This window comes from Pseudomonas sp. GW821-FHT07F05 (assembly GCF_059418765.1).
This window is the reverse complement of record NZ_JBWKQL010000002.1, coordinates 23243-33514: the sequence shown is the minus strand read 5'-3', so window position 1 is coordinate 33514 and position 10272 is coordinate 23243. Positions and strand designations below refer to the sequence as shown.

The window sequence follows — 10272 nt, the reverse complement described above, 5'->3', positions numbered from 1 at the left end:
ATGCGTGCATCCAGAAGTATCGCCTGCGCCGCAAAATTGTGGGACCGGCTTTAGCCGGGAAAGCGTCAGGTGGCGCGCTGCGAAATTGAGGGTGAATGCACGGGCCTCTTCCCGGCTGAAGCCGGCCCCACTAAAAAGCATTGCGTGCATCCGGAAGTATCGCGTGCGCCGCGAATTGTGGGACCGGCTTTAGCCGGGGAAGCGTCAGGTGGCGCGCTGCGAAATTGAGGGTGAATGCACGGGCCTCTTCCCGGCTGAAGCCGGTCCCACAAAAAAGCATTGCGTGCATCCAGAAGTATCGCGTGCGCCGCAAAATTGTGGGACCGGCTTCAGCCGGGAAAGCGTCAGGTGGCGCGCTGCAAAATTGTGGGTGAGTGCACGGGCCTCTTCCCGGCTGAAGCCGGTCCTACTAAAAACACTGCATGCATCCAGTGCGGTGACCTGCAGCCTCGCCCGAGCATGCTTCATGTTCAGCTCCGATTAAGTATCCGGGCGCTAACTTAGCGGAACGGGCATCCGCGAGTGCCAAATAACTTGAATGGAGCGGTTAAAGAACATTGGCCAATCCGGCTGTTTATAGCCCTCTGTCGACAACTATCGAAATGCTGAACCCAAGCTGTCTGAACATTAAATAACAGCCCGTTTTTTAATACGCCACCCGAAACAAAAACAATACTCGAACAACCGTCACATTCAGCTGATAGCCCCGTAGCGACTGGCTATTGCGTACTGAAGAACACACACGGAAAACTGACGCAGCGCCCACGTTATTTTCATATTGGCGAGATTAACCTCCGGATAACGCAATACCCGAACTACTTGATGAGATCTGGTCATCTGATGAATAAGTCACATATATGACGCGGTGCCCATTACGGCACTGTGATGAATACCTGCACGCGATTTAAATGACTTTCCAGCCGGTGCACAGTGGCGCCAGCGGACGAGTGTGTTCAAAACTTGAACTTCAGTGGGACGTCCTCTTATGAACGAGGCTTTTCTTCCTTTTTCCCGCCCCAGTATCGGCGATGAAGAAGTGGCGGCGGTGACACGCGTGCTGCGCTCCGGCTGGATCACCACGGGCGCCGAATGCCAGCAGCTTGAAGCGCAGTTCGCCGAACGGGTCGGCGCCCGGCACGCGGTGGCGGTATCGTCGGCCACCGGCGCCATGCACATTGCCCTGCTCGCCCTGGGCGTCGGCCCCGGCGATGAAGTGATCACGCCCTCGCAGACCTGGGTCTCGACCGCCAACATGATCTGCCTGCTGGGCGCCACCCCGGTGTTTGTCGATGTCGACCGCGACACGCTGATGACCGACGCGACGCTGATCGAACAGGCCATCACCCCACGCACCAAAGCCATTGTCCCGGTGCATTACGCCGGCGCGGCCTGTGACCTCGACCCGATTTATGCCCTCGCGGAGCGCCACGGCATCGCCGTCATCGAAGACGCCGCCCACGCGGCGGGCACGGCCTACAACGGCCGGCCGGTGGGCAGCTGTGGCACGGCGATTTTTTCCTTTCATGCGATCAAGAACATTACCTGCGCAGAAGGCGCGATGTTCGTCACCGATCTGGCCGTATTGGCAGATCGGGTGGGTCAGCTGAAATTCCACGGCCTCGGCGTCGATGCCTACGACCGCCTGACCCTGGGCCGCAAACCCCAGGCCGAAGTCATCGAACCCGGCTTCAAATACAACCTGGCGGACATCAACGCCAGCCTTGCCCTCGTGCAACTGCACCGGCTCGATCACATGAACGCGCAACGCCGCCGGCTCGCCGAGCACTATCTGCAGCGACTGGGAAACAGCCCGGTCATGCCGCTCTCCCAGCCCGTTTACCCGCAACAACACGCCTGGCACCTGTTCATCCTGCGCATCGACCCCGAGCGCTGCGGTCTGGACCGCGACAGGTTCATGAAAGCCCTGCAAGAGCGCGGCATTGGCACCGGCATTCACTTCATCGCCACCCATCTGCACCGCTATTACCGCCAGCGTTTCCCGGACGTGCACCTGCCGAACACCGAGTGGAATTCGTCGCGGCTGTGTTCGATCCCGCTGTTCCCGGACATGACCGGCGACGATGTCGAGCGCGTCGTCGGTGCCATTGAATCCATCGTCGGAGCGCGCCCTTGAAAGCCTATCCCGTCCGCTGTGTGTCCGTTGTGATCCCGGTCTACAACGAGGAACAGAGCCTGCCCGAGTTGCTGCGCCGCACCGAGGCCGCTTGCGCCCTGTTGAACTGCGCCTACGAAATCGTCCTGGTCGACGATGGCAGCTGCGACGCCTCGGCCGAGCTGCTTCAAGAGGCCGCCGAGCGACAAGGCAGCCACGTGGTGGCGGTCATTCTCAATCGCAATTACGGCCAGCACGCGGCAATCATGGCGGGGTTCGAGCAGTGCAAGGGCGACGTGGTGATCACCCTGGACGCCGACCTGCAGAACCCGCCCGAAGAGATTCCGCGTCTGGTGCGCCTCGCCGAACAGGGCTACGACGTGGTCGGCACGGTGCGCAACCAGCGGCAGGATTCCGCCTGGCGGCGCTGGCCGTCGAAACTGATCAACCTGGCCGTGCAGCGCTCCACCGGCGTGGCGATGAACGACTACGGCTGCATGCTCCGCGCTTACCGACGCAACATCGTCGACGCCATGCTCGCCTGCCGGGAGCGCAGCACTTTCATCCCGATTCTGGCCAACAGCTTCGCCCGGCACACCACGGAAATCCTGGTCGAGCACGCCGAGCGCGAGCACGGCGACTCCAAATACAGCCCCATGCGCCTGATCAACCTGATGTTCGACCTGATCACCTGCATGACCACCACGCCCCTGCGCCTGCTGAGCATCGTCGGTTTTGGCATGGCGCTGCTCGGCGTGCTGTTCGCTTTGGCGCTGGTCGCCCTGCGACTCATCTTCGGCGCACCGTGGGCCGGGCACGGCACCTTCGTCCTGTTTGCGGTGCTGTTCGTGTTCACCGGCGGGCAGTTCATCGGCATGGGCCTGCTCGGTGAATACCTCGGCCGCATGTACAGCGACGTGCGCGCGCGGCCGCGTTTCTTCATTGAGAAAGTCGTCCGTGGATCCCCGGCGATTGCGCTCGACGCCCCCGCTTCTGCCCCCGCTTCTGCCCCCGCTTACGCCCACAAGGTTGCGCCATGAACAAGAAAGCTGTCGTTTTCGCTTACCACGATATTGGCTGCGTTGGCCTGCAGGCCCTGCTCGACGCCGGGTATGAGATCGCTGCGGTGTTCACCCACGCCGACGACCCCAAGGAAAAAACCTTCTTCGGCTCGGTGGCCCAGCTGTGCGCTCGACACGAGATTGCCGTGCACGCCCCGGAAGACCCCAACCACCCGCTGTGGCTTGAGCGCATCGCCCGGCTTGAAGCCGATTTCATCTTCTCCTTCTACTACCGCCAGTTGCTCAGCGAACCGTTGCTGGCCTGCGCAAAAGACGGTGCGTTCAACCTGCACGGTTCGCTGCTGCCCAGGTATCGGGGCCGGGCGCCGGCCAATTGGGTGCTGGTGAACGGCGAAAGCGAAACCGGCGTGACCTTGCATCAGATGGTCAAGCGCGCCGACGCAGGGCCCATCTTCGCCCAGCAACGCATCGCCATCAGCCCGACAGAAACGGCGCTGACCCTGCACGGCAAGTTGCGTGAAGCCGCGGCGGACCTGCTCTCGGAAACCCTGCCATTGCTTGCCCGGGGTCAGTTGTCGGGGACACCCCAGGATGAATCCGCCGCCACCTGTTACGGCCGGCGCACCGCTGCCGACGGCTTGATCGACTGGTCGCTGCAGGCGACGCGGCTGGGCAATCTAGTGCGGGCGGTGACCCAGCCCTACCCTGGCGCGTTCTGCCCGGTGGGCGAGCACAAACTGATTGTCTGGGCCGCGCGAGCAGAGACCGGCTACACCGGCGAAGCGCCCGGCACCGTGCTCGGTTGCGAGCCGTAGCGCATTGCGTGCGGCGAAGGCTCGCTGGTGATCAGTGCCGGTCAGCGCGGCGACGACGGCCTGTACCTGAGCGGCGCGCAACTGGCTCGCGAGTTCGGTCTGGTGGAGGGTTCGCGCTTGCAGGGCATTGACCCGCGCCGCCCGGTCCGGCGCACCCGCGTGCTGATCCTCGGGGTCAACGGCTTCATCGGCAATCACCTGTCCGAGCGTTTGCTGCAGGACGACCGTTACGAAATCTATGGCATGGACATTGGTTCGGACGCCATCGAACGCCTGCGCGCCAGGCCGAATTTCCACTTCATCGAAGGCGACATCAGCATCCACTCCGAGTGGATCGAGTACCACATCAAGAAGTGCGACGTGGTGCTGCCGCTGGTCGCCATCGCCACGCCCATCGAATACACGCGCAACCCGCTGCGGGTGTTCGAGCTGGACTTCGAAGAAAACCTGAAAATCGTCCGTTACTGCGTCAAATACAACAAGCGGGTGATCTTCCCGTCGACGTCCGAGGTGTACGGCATGTGCCAGGACGCCAGCTTCGACGAGGACACCTCGAACCTGGTGGTCGGCCCGATCAACAAACAGCGCTGGATTTACTCGGTGTCCAAGCAGTTACTCGACCGGGTGATCTGGGCCTACGGGCATAAGGGTTTGCAGTTCACCCTGTTCCGCCCGTTCAACTGGATGGGGCCGCGGCTGGACCGCCTGGACTCCGCGCGCATCGGCAGTTCGCGGGCCATCACTCAGCTGATTCTGCACCTGGTGGACGGCACGCCGATCCGGCTGGTGGACGGCGGCGCGCAGAAACGCTGCTTCACCGACGTTGTCGACGGCATCGAAGCCCTGGCGCGGATCATCGAAAACAAGGGCGGCCATTGCAACGGCCAGATCATCAACATCGGCAACCCCGACAACGAGGCCAGCATTCGCCAATTGGGAACCGAGCTGCTGCGCCAGTTCGAAGCCCACCCGCTGCGCCACAACTTCCCGCCCTTCGCCGGGTTCCGTGAGGTTGAAAGCCAGTCGTTCTACGGCAAGGGCTATCAGGACGTCAGCCACCGCAAACCGAGCATCGACAATGCACGGCGGTTGATCAGCTGGACACCGACCATCGAGCTGAGCGAAACCATCGGCAAGACCCTGGACTTCTTCCTGCGGGAAGCCATGGCGGAAAAGGCCGAACTGACCGTCACCACCGGCGCGCGCGGCTGATGAAGGCCGGCCTGCGCATCGACGTCGACACTTGGCGCGGCACTCGCGACGGTGTGCCGCGACTGCTGGACCTGCTCGACGAAGCGCAGGTCAAGGCGACGTTTTTCTTCAGCGTCGGCCCGGACAACATGGGCCGCCATTTGTGGCGCCTGGCGCGTCCGCAATTCCTCTGGAAAATGCTGCGCTCCCGGGCGGCCAGTCTGTACGGCTGGGACATTCTGCTGGCCGGTACCGCGTGGCCGGGTAAACCGATTGGCCGCGACCTCGGGCCGCTGATGCGCCGCGCCCGGGACGCCGGTCATGAAGTGGGCTTGCACGCCTGGGATCACCATGCCTGGCAGGCCGATGCCGGTCGCTGGAGCGAGGCTCAACTGAGTGATCAGATCCAGCGCGGCGTTGACGTTCTCAGCGATATTCTCGGCCAACCGGTGAGCTGCTCCGCCGCCGCCGGCTGGCGCGCTGATGAACGCGTGGTGCAGGCGAAAGAGGCATTCGGTTTTCGCTACAACAGTGACTGCCGGGGGACGTCGATTTTTCGCCCGATGCTGGCCGACGGCACCCTGGGCACGCCGCAGATTCCGGTGGACCTGCCGACCTACGACGAACTGGTTTCGCCCCAGCTGGACGCGCGGGCGTTCAATGACGACATCCTCGGGCGCTTCGCAGCCTCGAAGCTGAACATCTACACCGTTCACGCCGAGGTCGAAGGCATCGTCATGGCCCCGGCTTTTCGCGCGCTGTTGAGTGAGGCGAAAACCCGCGGGATCGATTTTCAGCCCCTCGGTGCGCTGCTGCCGGCTTCACTGGATCACCTGCCTTCAGGCCACTTGGTGCGTGGCGCTTTGCGCGGGCGCGAAGGCTGGCTGGGGGTGCAGCGATGATCAAAGCCGAACAGCGCAACATCGCCCTGCTGGTGCTGGCCTTCGCCGCGTTCTACCTGCTGCCGCTGGGGTTCCACGGTTTGTGGATTCCCGATGAAACCCGCTACGCCCAGATCAGCCAGGAAATGCTGCACAGCGGTCACTGGGCCGCGCCACATTTCATGGGCCTGCGCTATTTCGAAAAACCCGCTGCGGGCTATTGGCTGATTGCCGTGGGTCAGGCGATTTTTGGCGAAAACCTGTTCGGCGTGCGCATCGTGTCGGCGTTGAGCAGTGGTCTGAGCGTGGCGCTCGCGTACTGGCTCGCCGCGCGGATGTGGAACGAGCCACGCAAGAGTTTCGCCAGTGCGCTGCTGTTCATGAGCTTTGCGTTCATTGCCGGGCAAGCCGGTTACGCCAACCTCGATCCTCAGTTCACCCTGTGGGCCAACCTGACGCTGGTGGGATTCTGGTGCGCCGTTCACAGCAGCGGGCGTGCTCGACTGGGTGCCTGGGCTGTGATCGGTCTGGCCTGCGGCATCGGCTTCATGACCAAGGGTTTCCTCGCCTGGGCGCTGCCGGTGATGATCGCCCTGCCCTACATGCTCTGGCAGCGGCGCGTCGGGGAACTGCTTCGGTACGGGCCGCTGGCGGTGTTGATTGCCATCGTCGTGAGCCTGCCGTGGGTGCTCACCGTGCATGCCCGGGAACCCGACTTCTGGGGGTTCTTCTTCTGGCACGAGCACGTGCGGCGATTCGCCGGGGCCGATGCCCAGCACGCCGAACCCTGGTGGTTTTACCTGCCGCTGCTGGTGGTGTCCTGCCTGCCGTGGGCCGGGTTGTTGCCGGTCACGTTCCGCCAGGCCTGGCAGCACCGGCGTCGACCCGACATCGGCTTTCTGCTGTTGTGGCTGCTGGTGCCACTGGCGTTTCTCAGCGTCAGCAACGGCAAGCTGCCGACCTACATTCTGCCGTGCCTTATGCCGGTGGCACTGTTGATGGCCGATGGGCTGATCGAGCGCCTCAAGCAAGGTCAACTCACCGCGTTGCGCGTCAATGGCTGGCTCAACGCCGCCGTTGGTCTGCTCGGATTCGGGGCGCTGCTGTACCTGCAAATCAAACAGCCGCTGTACGACCACGAACCGCTGCACCTGTTCCTGGCGCTCATCGTCCTGACCGGCTGGTGTGCGAGCAACGCCCTGCAAGGCCTGCAACCGGTGAAGTATTGGACGGCGCCGGCATTGGGCGGTTGGCTGCTGGTGGCGCTGTTGCCGGTAGCACTTCCCTATGACGTCGTGCACAACAAGACCCCTGACCAGTTCGTGCTTGCCCATCAGGCGCAACTGGCGGCCAGCACCCACCTGTTGAGCAATGACCTGGGCGCTGCCTCGGCACTGGCCTGGCGCCTGAACAGGACCGACGTGTCGTTTTTCAACACCTGGAACGAGCTGGAATACGGCTTGGGTTATCCCGACGTGAAGGGTCGCGAAGTCACTCTTAAAGGGATTGATGAGTGGATGACCCAGGCCCGGCGCGAGGGCCAGGTCGGCGTGGTCATGCGCGGCAGAAGCGACGAGGAGCTGCGCGAACTCGAACTGCTGCCCAAGGACGCCGAGCGCTTCGACGAAGGCAACCTGATCATCCTCATTTACGGGAAGACGGCGCCATGACCTGGCTGCTGCTGTTGGGCACCTGCGGGCTGACGTGTCTGGGCCAGGTCGCGCAGAAGTGCGCGGTGGAGCGTTGGCACGGCACATTTCCGGGGGTGCTCGCCGCATTGCGCTCGTTCTGGCTGTGGCTGGCGGTGGCGTGTCTGGGCCTGGGTTTGCTGGGCTGGCTGCTGGTGTTGCAGCGCCTGGAGGTCGGCATCGCCTACCCGATGCTGGGGCTCAATGTGGTCCTGATCACTTTGGCCAGCCGCTTTGTTTTCAAGGAATCCATCGACGCCGTGCACTGGCTGGGTGTCGCGCTGATTCTGGCCGGCGTTGTGCTGCTCGGGCGCCAGGCATGAGCCGGCCGAGTGCGACCGTCTGGGCAATGGGCAGCGTGCTGCTGGTGAGTTCGGCGCAGTTGGGCATGCGCTGGGGCATGAGTCGTCTGCCCTCGCCTGCGCTGTGGTTTGAGCCGGGGAGTCTGGCGCGAATCGAGCCCGCAGCCGTGCTGGTGATCGGCGCCGCGATCATCGCCTACGCCCTGTCGATGCTCGCCTGGCTGCTGGCCCTGCGCGACCTGCCCCTAAGTCGTGCCTATTCACTGCTCAGCGTCAGCTACGTGCTGGTGTATGGGCTTGCTGCGGTTCTGCCATTTTTCAACGAGACGTTCACGGGATCGAAAACTTTGGGCGTCATGCTGATCGTGATGGGCGTGCTGACCATCAACCTTCGGCGCATTTCCAGCACTCCTCCACAGGGCTTTTCTTCATGAAAATCAGCGTTTTCGGTAGCGGGTATGTCGGGCTGGTGCAAGCCACCGTCCTTGCTGAAATCGGCCACGACGTGGTCTGCATGGACATCGATCAGGCCAAGGTCGAGCAGTTGCGGCAAGGTCAGGTGCATATTTTCGAACCGGGGCTGGCCAGCCTGGTGCGGGAGAATCTGGAAAACAAACGCCTGCAGTTCACCACCGACACCCGGCTGGCGGTCGAGCACGCCGAGGTGCTGTTCATCGCCGTAGGCACCCCGTCCCGCGACGATGGTTCCGCGGACCTGAGGGGGTTTTTCGCGGTCGGCGAGGCGATCGCGACGTACCGCTCCGAGCCGCTGATCATCGTTGAAAAGTCCACAGTGCCGGTGGGCAGTGGCGACGCCCTGCGTGCACACATCGACAAAGCCCTGCGCCAGGCCGGGCGCTTGCTGCAGTTCGATATCGTCTCCAATCCCGAGTTTCTCAAAGAGGGTTCAGCGGTCAACGACTGCCGGCGCCCGGACCGGATCGTGATCGGCTGCGACAACGACGCCGTGCGCAAGGTGATGCGCGAGCTGTACGCGCCGTTCAACCGCAACCATGACCGGATCATGTTCATGGACCTGCGCAGCGCCGAGCTGACCAAGTACGCGGCCAACTGCATGCTGGCGACCAAGATCAGCTTCATCAACCAGATCGCCGAACTGGCCGAACACCTGGGCGCGGACGTTGAATCGGTGCGGCTGGGCATCGGCGCGGATTCACGGATCGGCTACGACTTCATCTACCCCGGCTGCGGTTACGGTGGCTCGTGCTTCGGCAAGGACATCCGCGCCTTGATCCACAGCGCCCGGGAAGCCCACTGTTCCAACGACCTGCTGGCGGTGGTCGAAGCCATCAACGAGCGGCAGAAGAACAAACTGTTCGAGCGGGTCAAAGCCTTTTACGAAGGGGATCTGCGCGGCAAGACGTTTGCCCTGTGGGGCCTGGCATTCAAACCGAACACCGACGACATGCGCGACGCGCCGAGCCGGGTGCTGATGGAAGCCTTGTGGGATGCCGGCGCCACGGTGAGGGCATTTGACCCCGAGGCCATGCAAGAGACGCAGCGCCTCTACGGCAACCGCAAGGATTTGATTCTGATGGGCACGCCGGAGTCAACGCTGAACGATGCCGACGCGCTGATCATCTGCACCGAATGGCAACAGTTCAAGGCCCCGGATTTCGAGCTGATCCAGCAACGCCTCGCCGCACCGGTGATCTTCGACGGCCGCAACCTGTACGACACCGAGCGGCTGGCGCGCAGCGGATTTCACTACTACCCGATCGGGCGTGGGGACTCCTGCGAATTGCCGATCCCGCAGAAGCAGTGGCTGCCGTACAAGAATGTGGCGGGTGGGGCGATGGTGTAGCAGCCGACGCCTTCCCGGCTGAAGCCGGTCCCACACTAGGGCCCGGCGTCAGTCCCACGAGTTCTTCACACCCCTCAAACCAATTTTTGACAATCGCGGCCCTACTATCCCGCCACTGTCGCGAGGGTGGGATCATTTATATGCTGGTTGTTGAAGATCTGGTGCTGGATACCGGGAAGTACCGGGCGTTCCGCGCGGACAAACACCTGAAACTCAACCCGACCAACATCGACATACTGGCGCTGCTGATGCTGAGAAGTCCCGCCATTGTCAGCAAGGAAGAAATCGCCGAAATGCTCTGGGGCGAACAAGGCACTCACAAGAGCACCGGCCTCGGCACTCGCGTGCATCAAATCAGAAAAGTAGTCGACGACGGTTTTGCCTTCCCGCTGGTCCATACGGTGTATGGGGTCGGCTATCAACTTTGTAAATAGC

At 62.7% G+C, this 10272-nt stretch carries 7 protein-coding genes and 2 pseudogenes; all 9 read left to right on the top strand.

Features of this window, described 5'->3' with window-relative positions:
* Positions 1–985 precede the first annotated feature (985 nt).
* The 9 genes and pseudogenes from arnB (at position 986) to AC07RO_RS04340 (ending at position 10271) form a co-directional block, all read left to right on the top strand.
* Positions 986–2134, top strand: a complete 1149-nt coding sequence (gene arnB / locus AC07RO_RS04380) for a UDP-4-amino-4-deoxy-L-arabinose aminotransferase (protein WP_495085366.1) — start codon at positions 986–988, stop codon at positions 2132–2134.
* Positions 2131–3153, top strand: a complete 1023-nt coding sequence (arnC, locus tag AC07RO_RS04375) for an undecaprenyl-phosphate 4-deoxy-4-formamido-L-arabinose transferase (RefSeq protein WP_495085365.1) — start codon at positions 2131–2133, stop codon at positions 3151–3153. The genes arnB and arnC overlap by 4 nt, the downstream gene beginning before the upstream one ends.
* A pseudogene (gene arnA / locus AC07RO_RS04370) lies at positions 3150–5162 on the top strand (bifunctional UDP-4-amino-4-deoxy-L-arabinose formyltransferase/UDP-glucuronic acid oxidase ArnA). Before arnC ends, arnA begins: the two are co-directional and overlap by 4 nt.
* Positions 5162–6043 (top strand): 4-deoxy-4-formamido-L-arabinose-phosphoundecaprenol deformylase, encoded by an 882-nt coding sequence (gene arnD / locus AC07RO_RS04365; RefSeq protein ID WP_495085364.1) that lies wholly within the window; start codon positions 5162–5164, stop codon positions 6041–6043. Before arnA ends, arnD begins: the two are co-directional and overlap by 1 nt.
* A complete protein-coding gene (gene arnT, locus AC07RO_RS04360; protein ID WP_495085363.1) occupies positions 6040–7692 on the top strand; it encodes a lipid IV(A) 4-amino-4-deoxy-L-arabinosyltransferase in 1653 nt (550 codons plus the stop codon). The genes arnD and arnT overlap by 4 nt, the downstream gene beginning before the upstream one ends.
* Entirely contained in the window at positions 7689–8033 is a 345-nt protein-coding gene (locus tag AC07RO_RS04355) for an EamA family transporter (protein ID WP_282368045.1), read from the top strand. Before arnT ends, AC07RO_RS04355 begins: the two co-directional genes overlap by 4 nt.
* Positions 8034–8059: 26 nt before the next feature.
* Positions 8060–8465, top strand: a pseudogene (gene arnF, locus AC07RO_RS04350) (4-amino-4-deoxy-L-arabinose-phosphoundecaprenol flippase subunit ArnF).
* Entirely contained in the window at positions 8443–9837 is a 1395-nt protein-coding gene (locus tag AC07RO_RS04345; RefSeq protein WP_495085362.1) for a UDP-glucose dehydrogenase family protein, read from the top strand. The pseudogene arnF and the gene AC07RO_RS04345 overlap by 23 nt, the downstream one beginning before the upstream one ends.
* A gap of 140 nt (positions 9838–9977) precedes the next feature.
* Positions 9978–10271 carry a winged helix-turn-helix domain-containing protein gene (locus AC07RO_RS04340; protein WP_346625864.1) on the top strand — a complete coding sequence of 98 codons (294 nt, stop codon included), beginning with the start codon at positions 9978–9980 and terminating at the stop codon, positions 10269–10271.
* The last annotated feature ends 1 nt before the right edge of the window (position 10272 follow it).